This is a genomic window from Cupriavidus oxalaticus (genome assembly GCF_004768545.1).
GTDB classification, from domain to species: Bacteria; Pseudomonadota; Gammaproteobacteria; order Burkholderiales; family Burkholderiaceae; genus Cupriavidus; species Cupriavidus oxalaticus_A.
In genome coordinates, this window is the sequence record NZ_CP038635.1 from 3,562,707 (window position 1) to 3,581,793 (window position 19,087).

Here is a 19,087-nt window from a genome sequence, read left to right on the forward strand (position 1 = left end):
TGGTTAGAACGCGGCGGACTTCTTGAAATCCTCGACGGCGGCACGCAGGGCGGGTTCATCTTCCTTCGAGAGCTGCTTGGTCTCTTCGATGCGGTTGACGAGGTCAGCGTACTTGGTCTTCAGATGGTCGTGCAGGCCCTTCTCGAACGGCAGGATGTCCTTCACTTCCACATTGTCGAGGAAGCCGTTGTTGGCGGCGAACAGCGAAGCGGCCAGCTGCCACACTTGCTGCGGCTGGTATTGCGCCTGCTTCAGCAGTTCGGTCACGCGGCGGCCGCGCTCGAGCTGCTTGCGGGTCGCATCGTCCAGGTCCGAAGCAAACTGCGCGAACGCAGCCAGTTCACGGTACTGGGCCAGGTCGGTACGGATACCGCCGGACAGGCCCTTCACCACCTTGGTCTGTGCTGCACCACCCACGCGCGACACCGAGATACCGGCGTTGATGGCGGGACGGATACCGGCGTTGAACAGGTCGGTTTCCAGGAAGATCTGGCCGTCCGTGATCGAGATCACGTTGGTCGGCACGAACGCGGACACGTCGCCAGCCTGCGTTTCGATGATCGGCAGCGCGGTCAGCGAACCGGTCTTGCCCTTGACGGCGCCGTCGGTGAACTTCTCGACGTAGTCTTCGTTCACGCGGGCAGCACGCTCCAGCAGACGCGAGTGCAGGTAGAACACGTCGCCCGGGTAGGCTTCGCGGCCCGGCGGGCGGCGCAGCAGCAGCGACACCTGGCGGTAGGCCCAGGCTTGCTTGGTCAGGTCGTCATAAACGATCAGCGCGTCTTCACCGCGGTCGCGGAAGTATTCGCCCATCGTGCAGCCGGCGTAGGCAGCCAGGTACTGCATGGCGGCCGAGTCCGAAGCGGCAGCAGCCACGACGACGGTGTATTCCATCGCGCCGTGCTCTTCCAGCTTGCGCACCACGTTGGCAATGGTCGAAGCCTTCTGGCCAATGGCGACGTACACGCAGTACATGCCCTTGCCCTTCTGGTTGATGATCGCGTCCACGGCAACGGCGGTCTTGCCGGTCTGGCGGTCGCCAATGATCAGCTCGCGCTGGCCACGGCCGATCGGCACCATCGAGTCGATCGACTTCAGGCCGGTCTGCACCGGCTGGCTCACCGACTGACGCGCGATCACGCCCGGCGCGACCTTTTCGATCACGTCGGTTTGCTTCGCGTTGATCGGGCCCTTGCCGTCGATCGGCTGGCCCAGCGTGTTCACCACGCGGCCCAGCAGTTCCTTGCCAACGGGCACTTCCAGAATGCGGCCGGTGCACTTGACCGTGTCGCCTTCGGAAATGTGTTCGTAGTCGCCCAGCACCACGGCGCCGACCGAGTCGCGCTCGAGGTTCAGCGCGAGGCCGAAGGTGTTGCCGGGGAATTCCAGCATCTCGCCCTGCATCACGCCGGACAGGCCATGCACGCGGCAGATACCGTCGGTCACGGAAATCACCGTGCCGGTGTTGCGCACTTCAGCTTCGGCGCCAAGACCCGAGATGCGGGTCTTGATCAGCTCGCTGATTTCTGAGGGGTTCAGTTGCATCACAATGCTCCTAATTCTTCAATCCGTCGGACTGCCGCTCAGGCGGCGGTCAGCGCGGTTTGCATGGCTGCCAGGCGCGCACGCACGGAGGTGTCGAGCACTTCGTCGCCAACCTTGACGCTGACGCCGCCGATCAGGGACGGGTCCACCGCCACCTGCGCGTACAGCTTGCGGCCGAACTTGCGTTCGAGTGCGGCGACCAGGTCGTTCAGCTGACCATCTTCCAGCGGAAAAGCACTGGTGATCTCGACATCCGACGACCCTTCACGGGCGTTCTTGAGCGCATGGAACTGTTCGGCGATGTCAGGCATCACCGTCAGGCGGCCGTTCTCCACCAGCAGCTTGACGAAGCGGCGTGCCTCGTCGCTGACCGGGGACTTCAGCACCGACAGGAACAGTTCGGCCAGCTTGTCGCCGGGAACGTTCGGATCGTCGGCGACCGCCTTCATGTCGGCATTGGCGGCAACTAGCCCCATTTCCGACACCAGCTCGGACCATGCACCCAGGTTGCCTGCGCTCGATTCACTGGCGACGCGGAACAGCGCCTCAGCGTAGGGACGGGCAATGGTTGCGGTTTCAGCCATGATTAGAGCTCAGCCTTGAGTTGATTGAGCAGGTCGCTGTGGACCTGCGCGTTCACTTCACGCTTGAGGATCTGCTCGGCACCCTTGACGGCCAGCACGGCGACCTGGTCGCGCAGTTCTTCGCGCGCGCGGGTAACCTGCTGTTCGGCGTCGGCCTTGGCCTGGGCAATGATGCGTGCGGCTTCTGCCTGGGCGTTCTGCTTGATCTCTTCGGCCGTCAGCTGGGCGCGCTTCTCGGCGTCAGCGACGCGTTGGGCGCCTTCGGTGCGGGCTTCGGCCATGGCCTGGTCCACACGCTTGTTGGCGAGTTCAAGCTCGGCCTTGCCCTTCTCGGCAGCGGCGAGGCCATCGGCGATCTTCGTTGCGCGTTCGTCGAGCGCCTTCACCAGCGGCGGCCAAATGAATTTGGCAACAACCCACCACAGGATGAAGAACACGACCATCTGCGCAAAAAACGTTGCGTTCAGATTCATGGTGTGTTCCTTTCGGTAATCAAACTACAGATAAATGCACAAAAGGCGGCTGGGCTGGTGGCCCGCGCCGCCCGTCAGCATCATGCAGACCGAAAAGAATTACTTGATGACAGCCAGCAGCGGGTTCGCGAAGGCGAACAGCATTGCAACACCCACGCCGATCAGGAATGCCGCGTCGATCAGGCCGGCCAGCAGGAACATCTTGGTTTGCAGCGGGTTCATCAGCTCGGGCTGACGTGCGCAGGCTTCGATGTACTTGCCACCCATCAGGGCGATACCCAGGCAGGCGCCGATAGCGCCCAGGCCGATGATGATGCCGATACCGATAGCGGTCAGACCCTGGATGTTGGCGAGAAATTCTTGCATGACGACTCCTTTAATTTAGAGAGACTTAGAACCAAAAAATCAAAAAAACCAAAAACCTAAAACTTGAAACCTGCGGCGATCAGTGGTGATCGTGAGCCTGGCCGATGTACACCAGCGTCAGCATCATGAAAATGAAGGCCTGGAGCAGCACGATCAGGATGTGGAAGATCGCCCAGACAGCGCCGGCAAGGACGTGGCCGACGAAACCCAGCGCCGACAGGTCGGCACCAAACGTCCAGATGGAACCCAGCAGCGCGATCAGCAGGAACACGAGTTCGCCGGCGTACATGTTGCCGAACAACCGCATGCCGAGCGAAACGGCCTTGGCCAGGAATTCGATGATGTTCAGGATCAGGTTGAACGGGGCCAGGTACCACTTGGCGCCGAACGGGGCCGAGAACAGTTCGTGCATGAAGCCGCCCGCGCCCTTGATCTTGAAGCTGTAGTAGATCATCAGCACCAGCACGGCGCAGGACATGCCCAGCGTGCCGTTCAGGTCGGCCGTGGCCACCGCGCGGTGGTGGGGCAGATGGATGTGGAAGATGCCCAGGACATGATTCAGGCCGGTGACCCAGTCCACCGGGATCAAGTCGATCGCGTTCATCATGGTGATCCAGCAGAACACCATCAGTGCCAGCGGAGCAATCCACGAACGGTCGCCGTGGATGATGCCCTTGGCCTGGTCGTCGACCATCTCGACGATCATCTCGACGAAGGCCTGGAAGCGGCCCGGCACGCCCGAGGTGACGCGGCGCGCGGCGGCATACAGGAACAGCACGGCGATGGCGCCGCACAGGACCGACCAGAACACCGTGTCATAGTTGATCACGGAGAAATCGACCACCGACGCCTGCTTGCCGCCGACCGAGTTCAAGTTCTGCAAGTGTTCGGCGATATAGCCGGAGGGTGTCAGCACGTGTTCCGCGCTTTGGGTAGCTTCTGCCATTGTCGAATCGAACGGTATATTGCGAAATCTTCGGGCCGCGCGCCGCTACTCCTGTGCGGCACCCGGTACGCGTCTTGCATTGCCTTCGGCGGATTCGCCGGTCACCGCGATGCAAGCGGGTTTCCAACCTTGACCGTGTCCGGTGTCACCGCTGTGAAACCACGGTGAAACCGCCACGGAAACATCTTGATATTCCGTTTCGGTGCCCCACCTCCGGATGAAGCACCTGTTTTGTGCAGCGGCCTAGCGCATCGCGAGGGCCACCACCCAGTAAGTCTTGAGCGCCAGCAGGAACGTGACCAGCATTGGTACCCAACGCAGATCCCGGTACAGCACCACCACCAGCACCAGCATGGCCACGGTGGCGAACACCTTGATCGCCTCACCCAGGACCAGCCCGCCGACCGATGCGCGATCCCGCGCCACCCACAGCCGGAATGCGAAGAATCCGCTGGGCACGAAGCACACCATGCCGCCGAACAACGCTGACCAGCCGTACGGCCCCGCCTCTTTCCCGAACAACGCCCAGCAAAATGCTGACAGCAGGGAAACGATCACCTGCGCCAGGACAACCTTGCCCGGGGTCATGCGCGAAGGACGCAGCGCGCGTTCGCCAAACAGCTTCACCGCATCGGCGTGCGACAGCGGATCGACAGCTTCATCTTCACGTTCTGCGCCTTCTTTCCAGTCGTCCCAGTCATCTTCCTGACGGGAACCGGCGCTGCGCTGCTGACGGTCTCGAACCACTACCTGCCTGCCTCATTCAGGCCGGAACTTATCGGCCCGACCAGAATTCAAACCGCACGATTTTAAGGGGAACTACTGATTCGCGTCAATCTGCTTACAGTTAGCTTGCAGTGCGTTGCGCACAACGGTTGCCATCACGATTGCATGATGGCTTCACAAAAATTGCGCCGCAATGATGTTTGACGTAATTGGATTGCGCAGCGGACCCTGCGCATGATGGTGGATTAGCCGGTACGCCTCACGTATGCCGATAATCGCACCGGCCACTGCTGCTTCGATGCAACAGTTACCCTCGCAATGGCCGGTTATCGCCCGCTATTTCAGGCTGCCTGCTGCCCTTCGCGCGATTCGCGCAGCCGCGCGAGCACCCCATCGAGCGCATCGTTGTCGCTGAAGTGGATGGTGAGCTGGCCCTTGCCGCGCGCACCCACCTTGATCTGCACCGAGAGCCCCAGCGCATCCGACAGCTCTTCCTCCAGCCGCGCCACGTCGCGGATATTGTTCACGCCCTTCTGCTTGAGCGACCTCAGGTCGAACGGCTTGAGCGTGGACGCCACCAGCTTTTCAGTCTCGCGCACCGACAGCCGCTTGTTGACGATCTGGTTCGCCAGCGTGATCTGATTGGCGCCGTCGACAGCAAGCAGCGCGCGCGCGTGACCCATGTCAAGATCGCCCGCCATCAGCATGGTCTGCACCGGCGCCGCCAGGTTCAGCAGGCGCAGCAGGTTGGACACGGCGCTGCGGGAGCGGCCCACCGACTCGGCGGCCTGCTCGTGCGTAAACTTGAATTCGCGGATCAGGCGCATGATGCCCTGCGCTTCTTCCAGCGGGTTCAGGTCTTCACGCTGGATATTCTCGATCAGCGCCATCGCGGCCGCGGCTTCGTCGGCCACGTCCTTGACCAGCACCGGCACCTGGTCCAGGCCCGCGAGCTTCGACGCGCGGTAACGGCGTTCGCCCGCAATGATCTCGTAGCGATCCGGCTCGGCCACGCGCCGCACCAGGATCGGCTGCATCAGGCCCTGCGCGCGGATGCTGGCGGCGAGCTCCTGCAGCGCGCCTTCATCCATGCGTGTACGCGGCTGGTACTTGCCGGGCTGTAACTGGTCCACGTGCAACACGCTGGGCGCGCCCTCCTGCTTCGCTGTCTCGACGATCTCGGCGGGACCGCCCAGCAATGCTTCCAGGCCCCGGCCCAGGCCCTTCTTCTTTGCCGGCGTCTTTGCGGTACTCATGGTCGATGCCTCCTCGAGCTTCAGCCCAACTGCCTGACGCGCGCGATCATCTCGGCGCCAAAGTCCAGGTACGCCTTGGCGCCCTTGGATGACGGATCGAATGCCACGCCCGGCATGCCATAGGACGGTGCCTCGGCCAGGCGCACGTTGCGCGGGATCAGGGTCTTGAACACCTTGTCACCGAAGTGCGATTCGAGCTGTGCCGACACCTGCTGCTGCAGCGTGACGCGCGGGTCGAACATCACGCGCAGCAGGCCGATCACCTTGAGCTCGCGGTTCAGGTTGGCGTGCACCTGCTTGATGGTGTTGACGAGGTCGGACAGCCCTTCGAGCGCGAAGTATTCGCACTGCATCGGCACGATCACGCCATGCGCCGCGCACAGCCCGTTCAGCGTCAGCAGCGACAGCGACGGCGGGCAGTCAATCAGCACGAAGTCGTACTCGTCGTCGACTGCGTCGATGGCTTGCTTGAGCCGGCGCTCGCGGTGATCGAGCTCGACCAGTTCGACTTCGGCACCGGCCAGCTCGCGGTTGGCCGGCAGCACGTCGTACCTGCCGGTCTCGGATTTCTGGCGCGCTTGCGGGACGCTGGCCAGGCCAACCAGCACCTGGTACACGCTGTGTTCCAGCGCCTGCTTGTCGATGCCCGAACCCATCGAGGCATTGCCCTGCGGATCCAGGTCGACCAGCAGCACGCGCTGGTCTTGCGCGGCCAGGCCGGCGGCGAGGTTCACCGTCGTGGTGGTCTTGCCCACCCCGCCCTTCTGGTTTGCAATCACGAATACCTTGGCCATATGTTCCTGAGGCTCCTGCTTCAATTCATCCGGCCAGCCTCATGGCCGGCAGTTCGCGGCACTGCTTGCAGCGCCGCGGCGTAGGTCATGCGTGCGCGCCTGCGCGCCGCGACAGCACCACCAGGTGGCGCTCGGCATCCAGTCCCGGCACAGTGAGGCGCGGTACTTCGTCGACTTGCCAGTTGGCCATCAGTCCCGCGGCTTCCATCCGGTCGAGCTCCGCCTGTGGATAAACGCCCTTCATGGCGATCAGCTTGCCGTGCGGCGCGAGCAACTGGCCCGACAGGTTCACGAAGTCGGTCAGTTCAGCAAAGGCACGTGACGTGATCACGGCAAAGCCGCCCGCATCGTCCAGTTTTTCCACCGGGCCCCAGTGCGCCGCGGCGTTGACCAGGCCGAGCTGGGCGCGGCATTGCGTCAGGAATGCGGTCTTCTTCTGCACGATGTCGACCATCAGCACCGACACGTCGGGACACGCAATCGCCAATGGCAGCCCGGGCATGCCGCCGCCCGAGCCGACGTCCAGCACCCTGCCCCGCGCAGGCGTACCTATCTCTGCAGAACGCGCGGCAGCGGCCAGCGCGGGCACTGCCGCGAGCGAATCCAGCATGTGATGCGTAAGCATCTCATCGGGGTGGCGGATCGCGGTCAGGTTATAGACGCCGTTCCATTTGCGCAGCAGCGCGAGGTAGTCGAACAGCTTGTCGATCTGTACCGGTGCCAATACCAGCCCGATCTCGGCGAGACCGGCTTCGAGGCGACGACGCTGCGTGGCGTCGTCTGTCATGGTGTGTCGAGCGCCCGCCACTCAGGCCGCCTCTTCCGAGTTGCCGCCAACGGCAGCCGAGTCGGCGCGCGTTCGGCCGAGCCCCTTCTTCTTCAGGTGTACCAGCAGCAGCGAGATCGCCGCCGGAGTCACGCCCGAGATGCGCGATGCCTGGCCCAGCGTTTCCGGGCGGTGCTGGTTCAGCTTCTGGCTGACCTCGAAGCCCAGCCCGCGTACCTCGGTGTAGTCGAGATTCTCGGGCAGGCGGGTCGATTCATTGGCTTCCAGCTTGTCGACCTCGGCAGCCTGGCGAGCGATATAGCCGTGGTACTTGATACCAATCTCGATCTGCTCACGGATCTGGTCGGCCAGCATGGCATCGGCGTCGAGCGGTGCTTCGGGCGCGTGGCGGCCGCCCTGCAGCGCCATCAGCGACTCATAGCGGACTTCCGGCCGGCGCAGCAAGTCGGCCAGGCTGTACTCGCGTTCGATCGGCTTGCCCAGCAACGGCACGGCGTCTTCCGGCGGCAGCATGGCCGGGTTCACCCATGTGCTTTTCAGCCGCTCTGTTTCACGTGAAACAGTGTCGCGTTTGCGGTTGAAAGCATCCCAGCGTGCATCGTCAACGACACCCAGCTCACGGCCGACTTCCGTCAGCCGCATATCGGCGTTGTCCTCGCGCAGGCTCAGTCGGAATTCGGCACGGCTGGTGAACATGCGATACGGCTCGGTCACACCGCGCGTGATCAGGTCGTCAACCAGTACGCCCAGGTAGGCCTGGTCGCGACGCGGCGTCCAGGCTTCACGCTCGCGCACGTAGCAACCGGCATTGATGCCGGCCAGCAGGCCCTGCGCGGCGGCTTCTTCATAGCCGGTGGTGCCATTGATCTGGCCGGCAAAGAACAGCCCGCGGATCGCCTTGCTCTCCAGGGATGACTTCAGGCCGCGCGGATCAAAGTAGTCGTACTCGATGGCGTAGCCAGGGCGCAGGATATGCGCGTTCTCCAGGCCGCGGATCGAATGCACCAGCTCCAGCTGCACGTCAAACGGCAGGCTGGTCGAGATCCCGTTCGGGTAGAACTCATTGGTGGTCAGCCCTTCCGGTTCCAGGAAGATCTGGTGGCTTTCCTTGCTGGCAAAGCGATGGATCTTGTCCTCGATGCTGGGACAGTAGCGCGGCCCCACCCCTTCGATCACGCCGGTGTACATCGGCGAACGGTCGAGACCGCCACGGATGACGTCATGCGTGCGGCTGTTGGTATGGGTGATCCAGCAAGGCAGTTGCTGCGGGTGCAGCTCCGGACGGCCCAGGAAGGAGAACACCGGCACCGGATCCAGATCGCCAGGCTGTTCTTCCATCACCGAGAAGTCGATGGTGCGGCCGTCGATGCGCGGCGGCGTGCCGGTCTTCAGCCGGCCCTGCGGCAGCTTCAGTTCCTTCAGGCGCGCCGACAGGGATACGGCAGCCGGATCTCCGGCGCGCCCGCCAGTGTAGTTGTCCAGGCCGACGTGGATCTTGCCGTCCAGGAAAGTGCCGGCGGTCAGCACCACGGCCCGCCCGCGGAAGGCGATGCCGACCTGCGTCATGGCGCCGACGACCCGATCGCCCTCGACCATCAGGTCATCCACTGCCTGCTGGAACAGCATCAGGTTCTGCTGGTTTTCCAGGCGAGTACGAATCGCCTTGCGATACAGCACACGGTCCGCCTGCGCGCGCGTGGCGCGCACCGCCGGTCCCTTGCTGGAATTGAGAATGCGGAACTGGATGCCGGACTCGTCCGTGGCGGCCGCCATGGCGCCGCCCATCGCATCCACTTCCTTGACCAGGTGTCCCTTGCCGATGCCGCCGATGGACGGATTGCAACTCATCTGGCCCAGCGTCTCGATGTTGTGGGTCAGCAGCAGCGTCTGGCAGCCCATGCGCGCGGCCGCGAGTGCTGCTTCAGTTCCGGCGTGACCACCACCGACGACGATGACATCGAATTCTTTTGGGTAAAGCATGAGACACCTCCTCCGGGAGGCTGGCGGGAAAATGCGGGAATGCGAAATTATAGCGGCATTCGTCTGGCCGCTTTTCGACCGACACCATGTTTCACGTGAAACATGATGTGGACGATACCTGCGCGTGGCCGGCAAGCGACGCCTGGGGTGCCACGATGTTCCACGTGAAACAAAAAGGCCGGGCACAAGGCCCGGCCAATGTTTCACGTGGAACAAGCTGCTCAGAGGCTGGCCCGGATATATGCTGCAACCTGCTCCGCCAGCCTGCCAAGGTCGCGCTGCAAGGTATCGAACCCGGCATTCCGTTTCCGCGTCGCCTCGTCCATATAGAGCGGGCGTCGGATCTCGATCTGCAGGCTGCTACGCCGCTCGGCCGGCCGCCCGATCTGGGCGATCAGCTGCACGCCCTTGTAGGGGTCATTGCGCGCAACCGTGTAGCCCATGTTGCGCAGTTCCCGGTCGACCAGGTCGACCAGCCCCGGCTCGCAGGTGGTTCCGTCCCGGTCTCCCAGCACAAAGTCCGCCAGCGGGTGCGGGCTGTCGATCTTCAGGCGCTCATAGGCATTGTTCGGCATCGAGTGCAGGTTCAGGTGCCAGACCGCGCCAAAGCGCCGGTATGCGCCCTCCACGGCCTCGGCAAGCGCCGCATGGTAGGGGCGGTAATAGCGGTCCAGACGCCCCTGCACTTCCGCCACGGACAGCCGGCGATCGTAGATCGGCGTGCTCGCATCGATCCGGCTCCAGACCAGGCCATAGCCCAGGCTGGTCTTCGGTCCCGGCGCCAGCGCCGTGGGCCACGCCCCGTCCAGCTGATCCGGGTCGATATCGTCGGCCATCCGGTTCGGGTCGATATAGACCCGCGGGAACGTAGCCGCCAGCAGCGTGCCGCCGACCGCCGGCACCGCTGCCCACAGCGCATCAACGTGCGTGTCTTCACCGCCGCGCAGCCGCGCCGCAGGGATCGCCGCGCCGAAATCCGCCGGGTACACGGTGCCGCTATGCGGCGAGTCGCACACCAGCGGCAGCGCCTTCCCTTCCGGCAGCCGCACGATGACCGGCGGCAGCGCGCCCTGATGATTCGCTTCAGCCATGCCTCAGTCCAGCTTGATCTCGGCGGCCTTGGCCACGCGGGCATAGCGCGCCATGGCTTGCTGGATCTGGGCCTTGAACTGATCCGGCGTGGTCGGCACCAGCGTGCCGCCCGACTCTTCCACCTTGCGCTTGAACTCGGGGTTCTGCATGGCCTTGTGGATAGCCTGGTTCAGCTTGTTGACGATCGCCGGCGGCGTGCCGGCCGGGGCGACGATGCCGAACCAGCCGCCCTCGCCCATGTCCTTGAAGCCCAGCTCGGCATACGTCGGCACGTTCGGCAGCTGTGCCGAACGCGACGCGCCCAGCACCGCCAGCGCGCGCAACTTGCCGGATTTCACGTGGGGCAGCGTCGACGACAGGTTATCGGTGATGGCATTGACCTGCCCTGCTACAGCGTCATTCAGCGCCAGGCCGGCGCCCTTGTACGGCACGTGCAGCAGGTCGATCTTGGCCAGCATCATGAAGTTCTCGATGTTGACGTGGCCGAGCGAGCCCGCACCCGGCGAGGCAAAGCTGTACTTGCCCGGATTGGCCTTGGCCAGCGCGATGAACTCCTGCATGGTCTTGGCCGGCACGCTCGGGTGTACGGCGAACACGCTGGGGATGGCGACCACGTTGGTCACCGGGGCGAAGTCCTTGATCGGGTCGTACTTCAGCCTCGGATACACAGCCGGGTTGGAGCCGTGCGTGCTGACCGTGGCCATGCCGATGGTGTAGCCGTCCGGTGCCGAGCCGGCCACCTGCTCCATGCCGAGCGAACCGCCCGCGCCGCCCTTGTTCTCGACCACGATGGACTGGCCCAGCTCGCGGCCGGCGAACTCGGCCACCAGGCGCGCCGACAGGTCGGTCGAACCGCCCGCGGCAAACGGCACGATCAAGCGGATCGGGCGGGTCGGATAGTTGGCCTGCGCGAAGGCGCTGCTGGTAAACATCAGCGTGGCGGCGGCTGCGGCGCCCGACAGCATCAGTTGGCGGCGCGTCATCGTGGCTCGGTTCATGAGGCTTTCTCCTGTTGTTTTATGCGAAGGAACCGAGCGAGTGTCAGGCGTTTACCGGATGCGCACAAACGACTATATTGCACGTTTGCATTACCAAAGATCATCCTGCCCCACGCCCAGGTAAACACTGTGGCATCGCAGGTTCTGCCCCTCTCCTGCGCTGTACCCTGCGCCATGCGGCTGCGTTCCCCGTCGATGTCCGAGTTGCACGCCTTTGCCGCCGCGGCAAAGCTTGGCAGCTTCACCCGTGCCGCCGACACGCTGTGCGTCACCCAGGGCGCGATCAGCCGGGCAATCGCCCGGCTCGAGGAACACTTCGGCCAGCCGCTGCTCCAGCGCAATGCACATCGGCTGGTGCTGACCGATGCCGGCCGGCAGCTGCTCGATGCCGTGGCCGAGCCGCTGGCCGCAATCGAAAATGCCAGCGCTGCCCTGCTCGCCGGCGACCGGCGCCACCGCCTGACGCTGTCGGTCGTGCCGACGCTGGCCAGCGTATGGCTGGTGCCGCGCCTGCCGGACTTCCATCGGCGCCATCCGGAAATCCACCTCGACTTCGTTCCCTACCAGCGCGATGAGGATCTCTCGGGCGCCACGCCCGATGCCGCCATCCTGGCGGGTGAAGCGGGCAAGTGGCCGGGCCTGCAGGCCGACTACGTGATCGGGCGTGAAATGGTGCCGGTCTGCCATCCGGACCGCGCCCGTGCTCGCCGCGAGGCCGGCCGCTGGCAGACGCCGGCGGAGCTGTTGCAGGAGCCCCTGCTCTATCACACGTCAGCGCCGGCGAACTGGCAAAACTGGCTGCGAGCGGCCGGCGTACCCAACGCTGCGCCGATGTTATCCACAGCGTTCGACCAGGTGTCGATCCTGATCCAGGCTGTTCGCGCCGACATGGGAGTCGCGGTGTTGCAGCGATGCCTGGTGAGAGATGAAATTGCAGCGGGACGTGTTTTTGCGCCGTTTGATTTGCCGATTTCGCTGCAACGGGGCTATTTCTTGTGCGCGCCGCGGGAGCGCCGCGATCATCCGGCGCTAAACCGCTTTCGCGATTGGTTGCTGGAGACCGCGCAGCAAGAAGCTATCCAAGATACCGAAGGACATTCTCGCAAAAAATAAAACACCAAAATGATAGCGCCACTATATTCCTTCAAAGCATAATTTTAGCGCCATCATCGTTGGCCTCGATATCTACAGAGGATTCTCGCAGCCTTTCATTCATCAACCGAATCGAAGCGTACCCAACCCTGCGTCGCTCCTCCCGATACCAAAAAACAGGCCTCTGAAACCACTTATCCCCAAAGTTATTCACACGAGAAATGAAAAAGGGCTCGCCTAGGCGAGCCCTCATTCGTCCGGCTATCATCCTTATGGATTAAGCGGCCTTTTTTGCCAACCCAAGATAGGTTTCAATCACCTTCGGGTTCGCCGCCAACTCGTCTGCGGGCCCCTCCATCGACATATCCCCGGTCTCGATCACATAGCCATAGTCAGCCACCTGCAGCGCCGCCCGGGCGTTCTGCTCGATCAGCAGCGTGGCCACGCCGGTCTGGCGCAGGTTGCTGATGATATGGAAGATCTCCTTGACGATCAGCGGTGCCAGGCCGAGGCTGGGCTCGTCCAGCATCAGCAGCTGCGGCTTGGCCATCAACGCGCGGCCCACCGCGAGCATCTGGCGCTCGCCGCCCGACAGCGTGCCGGCATCCTGGCGCGCACGCTCGCGCAGGCGCGGGAACAAGTCGTAGACCACGTCCATCTGGTCCAGGTAGTTCTTCTCGCCGGCACGCTTGCGGCGGAACGCGCCCAGCAACAGGTTGTCTTCGACCGTCATCGACGCAAACAGCTCGCGCTTCTCCGGCACCAGGCACATGCCGCGCGCGACGCGGCCCTCCACGGGGATACCGGCCATGTCGTGACCGAGGTAGCTGACCGATCCGCTCGCCGAGCCGTTGACCGGCAGCGCACCCATGATCGCGTTGAGCATGGTCGACTTGCCGGCGCCATTGGGGCCGATCACCGTCACGATCTTTCCGGCTTCCACCTTCAGGTTGGCGCCGTGCACCGCTTCCACCTTGCCGTAGCGGACGTGGAGGTCCTTCACTTCAAGTATCAGGCTCATGTCGGGTCCTTGCTCCACACCTATTCCACGCCACCCAGGTAGGCTTCCAGTACCGCCGGGTTCTTCTGCACTTCCTCGGGCACGCCCTCGGCGATGCGCGTACCAAACTCCATCACCACCAGCCGGTCGGTCAGGTTCATCACGAAGTCCATGTCGTGCTCGACCAGCAACACGCTCATGCCCTCGCCCTTGAGCTTGCGCAGCAGGTCGGCCAGCGCCTGCTTCTCCTTGTAGCGCAGGCCCGCAGCCGGCTCGTCGAGCAGCAGCAGCGCGGGGTCGCAGCACAGGGCGCGCGCGATCTCCAGGATGCGCTGCTGGCCCAGCGCCAGGCTGCCCGCTTCCATGTACATGCAGTCGGCCAGGCCTACGCGTTCCAGTTGCCGCTTCGCTTCGAACAGCAGCTTGTCTTCCTCGACCTTGTTCATGCGCAGGATCGCTGCCGAGACACCGCCCTGCGCGCGGAAGTCGCCGCGCAGGTGCGCGCCGATGGCGACGTTCTCCAGCACCGTCATGGTCGGCAGCAGGTGCACGTGCTGAAAGGTGCGGCCAATGCCGCGCTTGACGATCTCGCGCGACGGCAGGCCGGAGATCACCTCGCCGCGATAGCGGACCTCGCCACGCGTGACCGGCAGCACGCCCGTCACCAGGTTGAAGGTGGTGGACTTGCCGGCACCGTTCGGGCCGATCAGGCCGATGATTTCGCCCGCACGCACTTGGAAGCTGACATCGTTGACCGCGACCAGCCCGCCGAACTCCTTGCGCGCGGCGCGCACGTCGAGGATCAGCTCGCCCGCCTCGGGCTTGCGCCGCACCGCCAGCGCCTCGGCCTGCGCCGGCGCCAGCACCGCGGGGCCCGACGGAAACAGCCGGCGCAGGAACGGCCAGATGCCATCGCGCGCATACTGCAGCAGGAGCACCAGCAGCACGCCGAAGACGATGATCTCGAAGTTGCCGTTGGCGCCGAGCAGCTTGGGCAGCACGCCCTGCAGCACGTCCTTCAGGATGGTCAGGATGCCCGCACCCAGTACTGCGCCCCACACGTGGCCGACGCCGCCGACCACCGCCATGAACAGGTACTCGATGCCGTAGTTCAGGCCGAACGGCGTCGGGTTCACCGCGCGCTGCAGGTGCGCGTAGAGGAAGCCCGACACGCACGCCAGGATCGCCGCCACGACGAAGATCACCACTTTCATCCACGCGGTATTGACGCCCATCGCCTCGGCCATCACCCCGCCGCCCTTGAGCGCGCGGATGGCGCGGCCCGGGCGCGAGTTCAGCAGGTTCTGCATCGCCAGCACGGCCAGCAGCACCACTGCCCAGATCAGGTAGAACATCGAGCGGCCCGACTGCAGCTCGATGCCGAAGAACGACAGCACCGGGATGCCGTTGATGCCGTCGTACTTGCCCAGGAACTCCAGGTTGCCGAACAGGAAGAACAGCGACAGGCCCCACGCGATGGTCGCCAGTGGCAGGTAGTGGCCGGACATGCGCATCGTGATCAGCCCGATCACATAGGCCGAGGCTACCGTGATCACCAGACCCACCAGCAGCCCGAACCACGGCGACAGCCCGAACTGCGTGGTCAGGTAGGCGGTGCTGTACGCGCCCAGCCCCACGAACGCGGCCTGTCCGAACGATGTCATCCCGCCCACGCCGGTCAGCAGCACCAGCCCGATCGCGACGATGCTGTAGAGCCCGATGTAGTTGCCCAGCGTGATCCAGAATTCAGGCGTCGGCAGCACCGGCAGCAGCGCCAGCACGACGATGAAGGCCAGCACCAGAATCCGGTTGCGGTTCAGCCGCGCGCGGCTGCCGGCCTCGGCGCCGGTCACGGCCGCCGCTTGCTTGTCGGTCAGCATGGTCATGGCTTATTCCTCCTCCTCGACATGCTTGCTCGTCAGCGAGCGCCACAGCAGCACCGGGATGATCAGTGTGAAGACGATGACCTCCTTGAACGCGCTGGCCCAGAAGGACGAATAGGATTCGAGCAGGCCTACCAGCAGCGCACCCAGTGCTGCGACCGGATAGCTCACCAGCCCGCCGACGATCGCGCCGACAAAGCCCTTCAGGCCCACCAGGAACCCCGACTCGTAGTACACCGTGGTCAGCGGCGCGATCAGCACGCCGCACAGCGCGCCCATCGCCGCGGCCAGCGTGAACGACAGCCGCCCCGCCTGCGTGGTGCCGATACCGACCAGGCGAGCGCCCAGCCGGTTCACCGCGGTCGCGCGCAGCGCCTTGCCCTGCAGCGTGCGCTCGAAGTAGAAGTACAGCGCGCCGATCAGCAGCGCCGACACGCCCACCACCCACAGGCTCTGGCCCGAGACGCTGAGCGCGCCCACTTCGAAGCGCGCATCCGAGAACGCCGTGGTGCGCGAGCCCTCGGCGCCGAACATCACCAGCCCCAGCCCCACCAGCGCAAAGTGCACGCCGACCGATACGATCAGCAGCACCAGCGTGCTGGCCTCGGCCAGCGGCTGGTAGGCGAGGCGGTACAGCATCGGCCCCAGGGGAATGATGACCAGCAGCGTCAGCGCGATCTGCGCCAGCATCGGCAACGGCTGCGCGCCGTATTGCTGGACCACCCAGTGCACCGCGAGCGGGAACACCAGGTACTTGCCGGCCAGCACCGCCAGCCGCTGGCCCAGCGTGCGCCGCAGCTCGGCGCTGCGCAGCACGGTCACGGTTTCATAGACGAAGGTCAGCGCGCCCATGGCCAGCAGCAGCCAGCTGGTCTGCGGCGCATGCCCGGCCTGCATCGCGGCCAGCGTCAGCGCGCCGTAGGCAACGAACTCCCCTTGCGGGATGAAGATGACGCGCGTCACCGAGAACACCAGCACCAGGGCCAGTGCCAGCAGCGCGTAGATCGCGCCCGAGGTGATGCCGTCCTGCGCCAGGATGGCGGCGATAGATAGGTCCATTGTCTCCCCGTATCGTTGAAATACCTGCCTGCTTCGAAGGGGGCCGACAGGGCGCTGCGCGCGGTGGGATTTACGAAATGGTAAACAGGTTGCCCATTGCGGAAATACTCGGCAACCCTAGGTATGGCGGTGCGGCAGAAAAAAGGGCGCATGGCATAACCCATGCGCCCTGCTTCACTCCTACTCCACTGTCACTCGGGAATCTAGTGCAGCGGCTTATTTCAGCAGCTTCCACTTGCCGTCGACGATCTGCACCATCACGCGTGCGCGCTGGTCGAAGCCGAGGTGGTCGGTGGTGCTCATGTTCATGATGCCGTGCGACACCGGCAGGTTCCTGGTCTGCTCCATGGCGTCGCGCAGCGCCTTGCGGAATTCCTTGGTGCCGGGCTGGCCCTTCTTGAGTGCCTCGGGAATGGCGTGCTGCAGGATCAGGCCCGCATCCCAGGCATGGCCGCCGAAGGTCGAGACCTGGCCGCCGAAGGCTTTCTCGTAGGCGGTCTTGTAGGCCATGGCCGGCTTCTTCACCGGGTTGCTGTCGGGCAACTGTTCAGCCACCAGCAGCGGGCCGGCCGGCAGGAACGTGCCTTCGCAATCCTTGCCGCACACGCGCAGGAAGTCCGCGTTGGCAACGCCGTGAGTCTGATAGACCTTGCCCTTGTAGCCGCGCTCCTTCAGTGTCTTGGCGGGCAGCGCCGCGGGCGTACCCGAGCCTGCGATCAGCACCGCGTCGGCGTTGGCGCTCATCATCTTCAGCACCTGCCCGGTCACCGAAGTGTCGGTGCGGGCAAAGCGCTCGTTGGCGACCACCTTGATCTTGCGCATCTCCGCCACCTTGGCGAATTCCTGCGCCCAGCTGTCGCCATAGGCATCCGCGAAGCCGATGAAAGCCACCGTCTTCACGTTGTTGTTGCCCATGTGCTCGGCAATCGCGGTAGCCATGTGCGAGTCGTTCTGCGGCGTCTTGAAGATCCAGGCGCGCTTGGCATCCATCGGCTCGATGATGCGGGCCGAGGCGGCCATGGTGATCATCGGCGTATCGTTCTCGGCGACCACGTCGACCATGGCCAGCGAGTTCGGCGTCACGGTGGAACCGACCACCACGTCAACCTTGTCTTCGCTGATCAGCTTGCGGGTGTTCTTGACCGCGGTGGTGGTGTCCGAAGCGTCGTCCAGGACGATGTACTCGATCTTCTTGCCCGCGACTTCCTTGGGCATCAGCGTGAAGGTGTTCTTCTCCGGAATACCCAGCGATGCGGCCGGACCCGTCGCCGACACCGTGACCCCGACCTTGACCTGTGCCTGGGCGGCGCCGGCAGCCAGGCAGGCCGCCGCGATTGCCAGCAGGCTGGCGCGCTTGAAATCCATCTTGTCTCCTTCGGTTCCTGAAACGGAAAGGCATCCGTCCGGCGTCCACCGGCGGATGCCCATTTTCTACGGACCCCTCGGGTCTGACGCAGGCACATCGCCGGCACCTGCGCTACTGCCAGGAACGATGACACACCATTCCCCATTTCCCGTCCACGCCGAGAACCCGTTCGCCCTGGCGAACCGGCCCCATTTTCCCCGGAATTCCCCCGGAATTGGCGCTTCTGTCATTCACCGACCGTGCGGTCGGGAATGCGAATCGAGTCTATCACAGCGACTTGACGCGAAAAGCAGGATTAACCCGCATCAAGGTCAGCGCCCGGCTGCTCAGCGCGCAAACGCATCCCATGCCGTCTTCAGGATCAACGCGCTCACCACCACGATAAACACCTTGCGCACGAACGCGCTGCCATGCCGCAGCGCCAGCCGGCTGCCCACCTGGCTGCCGGCAACATTGGCCACCGCCATCACCAGCCCCAGCTGCCACCAGATATGGCCCTTGCTGGCGAGCAGCAGCAACGCCGCCAGGTTGGTGGCGAGGTTGACCAGCTTGGTCGACGCCGCGGCATGCAGGAAGTCATAGCCGAACACGCGCACGAACACGATCATCAGGAAGCTGCCGGTGCCGGGGCCGAACACGCCATCGTAGAAGCCGAGCACTGCGCCGGCGAGCAATGCCGCGAGCCGTTCGCGGCCGCCTTTCAGCGTCGGCGCATGCTCGGTCCCGAGGTCCTTCTTGGCCAGCGTATACACCAGCAGCGTCACCAGGATGAATGGCAGCGCCTTGCGCATCGGCTCGGCCGGGATCATGGTCAGCGCCCACGCGCCGGCCATCGAGAAGACAAAGGCCGCCACCACCGCCGGCGCGGTCGCGCCCCAGTAGATGCGCACGCTGCGGCCGTAGCGCAGCGCGGCGTTGGCGGTGCCGGCGATCGAGCCAACCTTGTTGGTACCCAGCAGCGTTGCCGGCGCCATGCCGGGATAGGCGGAGAACAGCGCCGGGATCTGGACCAGGCCGCCGCCGCCGGCGACCGCGTCGATCATGCCGGCGAGAAAGGCGGCAACCGCCAGGAAAGCGAACTCCATCATTGCAGGAACGGGGAAAGGAAAACGGGGAGAGGAAAAAACGGGGCGCCGGAGC

Annotated in this window: 18 protein-coding genes; 1 reads left to right on the plus strand and 17 read right to left on the minus strand. The window is 64.4% G+C overall.

The genetic code is table 11. The features are described from left to right. Window positions 1-3: 3 nt before the first annotated feature. From atpA to E0W60_RS27415, 12 genes are all read right to left on the minus strand, one after another. Window positions 4-1,545, minus strand: coding sequence for a F0F1 ATP synthase subunit alpha (gene atpA / locus E0W60_RS27360; protein WP_133097850.1), 1,542 nt, complete (start codon window positions 1,543-1,545; stop codon window positions 4-6). A gap of 38 nt (window positions 1,546-1,583) precedes the next feature. Then, a complete protein-coding gene (locus E0W60_RS27365; protein ID WP_133097851.1) occupies window positions 1,584-2,129 on the minus strand; it encodes a F0F1 ATP synthase subunit delta in 546 nt (181 codons plus the stop codon). A 2-nt stretch (window positions 2,130-2,131) separates the two neighbouring features. Beyond that, the gene (locus E0W60_RS27370) at window positions 2,132-2,602 is read right to left on the minus strand and encodes a F0F1 ATP synthase subunit B (RefSeq protein ID WP_133097852.1); all 471 of its coding nucleotides are present in this window, start codon (window positions 2,600-2,602) and stop codon (window positions 2,132-2,134) included. A 99-nt stretch (window positions 2,603-2,701) separates the two neighbouring features. Next, entirely contained in the window at window positions 2,702-2,968 is a 267-nt protein-coding gene (atpE, locus tag E0W60_RS27375) for a F0F1 ATP synthase subunit C (RefSeq protein ID WP_010811268.1), read from the minus strand. 79 nt (window positions 2,969-3,047) lie between these two features. Continuing rightward, window positions 3,048-3,914, minus strand: a complete 867-nt coding sequence (gene atpB / locus E0W60_RS27380) for a F0F1 ATP synthase subunit A (protein WP_135706141.1) — start codon at window positions 3,912-3,914, stop codon at window positions 3,048-3,050. Between the two features lie 243 nt (window positions 3,915-4,157). Next, entirely contained in the window at window positions 4,158-4,661 is a 504-nt protein-coding gene (locus tag E0W60_RS27385) for an ATP synthase subunit I (protein ID WP_133097853.1), read from the minus strand. Window positions 4,662-4,981: 320 nt separating this feature from the next. Continuing rightward, a complete protein-coding gene (locus tag E0W60_RS27390) occupies window positions 4,982-5,896 on the minus strand; it encodes a ParB/RepB/Spo0J family partition protein (RefSeq protein ID WP_133097854.1) in 915 nt (304 codons plus the stop codon). 20 nt (window positions 5,897-5,916) lie between these two features. After that, window positions 5,917-6,690 (minus strand): ParA family protein, encoded by a 774-nt coding sequence (locus E0W60_RS27395; RefSeq protein ID WP_133097855.1) that lies wholly within the window; start codon window positions 6,688-6,690, stop codon window positions 5,917-5,919. Between the two features lie 85 nt (window positions 6,691-6,775). Then, window positions 6,776-7,477 carry a 16S rRNA (guanine(527)-N(7))-methyltransferase RsmG gene (gene rsmG / locus E0W60_RS27400; RefSeq protein ID WP_205751642.1) on the minus strand — a complete coding sequence of 234 codons (702 nt, stop codon included), beginning with the start codon at window positions 7,475-7,477 and terminating at the stop codon, window positions 6,776-6,778. 21 nt (window positions 7,478-7,498) lie between these two features. Next, window positions 7,499-9,457 (minus strand): tRNA uridine-5-carboxymethylaminomethyl(34) synthesis enzyme MnmG, encoded by a 1,959-nt coding sequence (gene mnmG / locus E0W60_RS27405; RefSeq protein ID WP_135706143.1) that lies wholly within the window; start codon window positions 9,455-9,457, stop codon window positions 7,499-7,501. A gap of 221 nt (window positions 9,458-9,678) precedes the next feature. Continuing rightward, window positions 9,679-10,548 (minus strand): N-formylglutamate amidohydrolase, encoded by an 870-nt coding sequence (locus E0W60_RS27410; protein WP_133097858.1) that lies wholly within the window; start codon window positions 10,546-10,548, stop codon window positions 9,679-9,681. 3 nt (window positions 10,549-10,551) lie between these two features. Continuing rightward, the gene (locus tag E0W60_RS27415) at window positions 10,552-11,547 is read right to left on the minus strand and encodes a Bug family tripartite tricarboxylate transporter substrate binding protein (protein ID WP_133097859.1); all 996 of its coding nucleotides are present in this window, start codon (window positions 11,545-11,547) and stop codon (window positions 10,552-10,554) included. Window positions 11,548-11,721: 174 nt separating this feature from the next. Between E0W60_RS27415 and E0W60_RS27420 the strand changes: the two genes are divergently transcribed. Continuing rightward, entirely contained in the window at window positions 11,722-12,660 is a 939-nt protein-coding gene (locus tag E0W60_RS27420; RefSeq protein WP_135706144.1) for a LysR substrate-binding domain-containing protein, read from the plus strand. Window positions 12,661-12,916: 256 nt separating this feature from the next. Here the strand turns inward: E0W60_RS27420 and E0W60_RS27425 are convergent, their stop codons facing one another. The 5 genes from E0W60_RS27425 to E0W60_RS27445 form a co-directional block, all read right to left on the minus strand. Then, entirely contained in the window at window positions 12,917-13,660 is a 744-nt protein-coding gene (locus E0W60_RS27425; RefSeq protein WP_133097861.1) for an ABC transporter ATP-binding protein, read from the minus strand. 20 nt (window positions 13,661-13,680) lie between these two features. After that, complete coding sequence (locus tag E0W60_RS27430) at window positions 13,681-15,525, minus strand: branched-chain amino acid ABC transporter ATP-binding protein/permease (RefSeq protein ID WP_133097862.1); 1,845 nt, start codon at window positions 15,523-15,525, stop codon at window positions 13,681-13,683. Window positions 15,526-15,528: 3 nt separating this feature from the next. After that, window positions 15,529-16,581 carry a branched-chain amino acid ABC transporter permease gene (locus tag E0W60_RS27435; RefSeq protein ID WP_135706145.1) on the minus strand — a complete coding sequence of 351 codons (1,053 nt, stop codon included), beginning with the start codon at window positions 16,579-16,581 and terminating at the stop codon, window positions 15,529-15,531. 216 nt (window positions 16,582-16,797) lie between these two features. Next, window positions 16,798-17,946 carry an ABC transporter substrate-binding protein gene (locus tag E0W60_RS27440; protein ID WP_029046510.1) on the minus strand — a complete coding sequence of 383 codons (1,149 nt, stop codon included), beginning with the start codon at window positions 17,944-17,946 and terminating at the stop codon, window positions 16,798-16,800. Window positions 17,947-18,273: 327 nt separating this feature from the next. Continuing rightward, a complete protein-coding gene (locus E0W60_RS27445; RefSeq protein WP_133097873.1) occupies window positions 18,274-19,032 on the minus strand; it encodes a sulfite exporter TauE/SafE family protein in 759 nt (252 codons plus the stop codon). Between the last annotated feature and the right edge of the window lie 55 nt (window positions 19,033-19,087).

Coding starts and splice junctions, on each gene's coding strand:
- E0W60_RS27365 (WP_133097851.1), bottom strand. CDS start 2,129: ATGGCTGAAACCGCAACCATTGCCCGTCCCTACGCTGAGGCGCTGTTC.
- E0W60_RS27425 (WP_133097861.1), bottom strand. CDS start 13,660: ATGAGCCTGATACTTGAAGTGAAGGACCTCCACGTCCGCTACGGCAAG.
- E0W60_RS27410 (WP_133097858.1), bottom strand. CDS start 10,548: ATGGCTGAAGCGAATCATCAGGGCGCGCTGCCGCCGGTCATCGTGCGG.
- rsmG (WP_205751642.1), bottom strand. CDS start 7,477: ATGACAGACGACGCCACGCAGCGTCGTCGCCTCGAAGCCGGTCTCGCC.
- atpA (WP_133097850.1), bottom strand. CDS start 1,545: ATGCAACTGAACCCCTCAGAAATCAGCGAGCTGATCAAGACCCGCATC.
- E0W60_RS27390 (WP_133097854.1), bottom strand. CDS start 5,896: ATGAGTACCGCAAAGACGCCGGCAAAGAAGAAGGGCCTGGGCCGGGGC.
- E0W60_RS27445 (WP_133097873.1), bottom strand. CDS start 19,032: ATGGAGTTCGCTTTCCTGGCGGTTGCCGCCTTTCTCGCCGGCATGATC.
- atpE (WP_010811268.1), bottom strand. CDS start 2,968: ATGCAAGAATTTCTCGCCAACATCCAGGGTCTGACCGCTATCGGTATC.
- E0W60_RS27435 (WP_135706145.1), bottom strand. CDS start 16,581: ATGGACCTATCTATCGCCGCCATCCTGGCGCAGGACGGCATCACCTCG.
- E0W60_RS27440 (WP_029046510.1), bottom strand. CDS start 17,946: ATGGATTTCAAGCGCGCCAGCCTGCTGGCAATCGCGGCGGCCTGCCTG.
- mnmG (WP_135706143.1), bottom strand. CDS start 9,457: ATGCTTTACCCAAAAGAATTCGATGTCATCGTCGTCGGTGGTGGTCAC.
- E0W60_RS27420 (WP_135706144.1), top strand. CDS start 11,722: ATGCGGCTGCGTTCCCCGTCGATGTCCGAGTTGCACGCCTTTGCCGCC.
- E0W60_RS27430 (WP_133097862.1), bottom strand. CDS start 15,525: ATGACCATGCTGACCGACAAGCAAGCGGCGGCCGTGACCGGCGCCGAG.
- E0W60_RS27395 (WP_133097855.1), bottom strand. CDS start 6,690: ATGGCCAAGGTATTCGTGATTGCAAACCAGAAGGGCGGGGTGGGCAAG.
- E0W60_RS27370 (WP_133097852.1), bottom strand. CDS start 2,602: ATGAATCTGAACGCAACGTTTTTTGCGCAGATGGTCGTGTTCTTCATC.
- atpB (WP_135706141.1), bottom strand. CDS start 3,914: ATGGCAGAAGCTACCCAAAGCGCGGAACACGTGCTGACACCCTCCGGC.
- E0W60_RS27415 (WP_133097859.1), bottom strand. CDS start 11,547: ATGAACCGAGCCACGATGACGCGCCGCCAACTGATGCTGTCGGGCGCC.